We start from the raw sequence: 335 nt of genomic DNA, 5'->3' as shown, positions 1-335 counted from the left end.
TAGAAATCGCTCTGCAAGCAGGCGGCAATGAGGCGATGATCGGCGAACTCCTTGCCGTTGTCGGCGGTGAGGGTGTGCACTGTATGGCCTAGGCCACCGAGCCGCTGGACGATGGCGTTGCGCACGTTCTCGGCGGTGCCGTCAGGCGAATAAGCAAGCAGATGCAGGCGACTGCGACGTTCGGTCATGCTGACCACCACGGCCTTTCCATGGGAGGCCCGGAGGGTGTCCAGCTCCCAATCGCCGATGCGGCTGCGCTGCTCCACCACGCTTGGGCGCTGTGTCCAGCTGCAGCGCTGCGTCAGCTGCCCGCGGCCATCGCGCACGCCGCGCCG

1 protein-coding gene is annotated in these 335 nt (G+C 66.6%); it reads right to left on the bottom strand.

Annotation, left to right across the window (positions count from 1 at the left end; all coding sequences use genetic code 11):
- Positions 1 to 335 (bottom strand): IS30 family transposase (locus XpopCFBP1817_RS21330; protein WP_128418515.1); only part of this gene is annotated, 335 nt, incomplete at both ends.

Source organism: Xanthomonas populi (genome assembly GCF_002940065.1).
GTDB lineage: Bacteria > Pseudomonadota > Gammaproteobacteria > Xanthomonadales > Xanthomonadaceae > Xanthomonas > Xanthomonas populi.
This window is presented reverse-complemented; position numbering and strand designations above follow the sequence as displayed.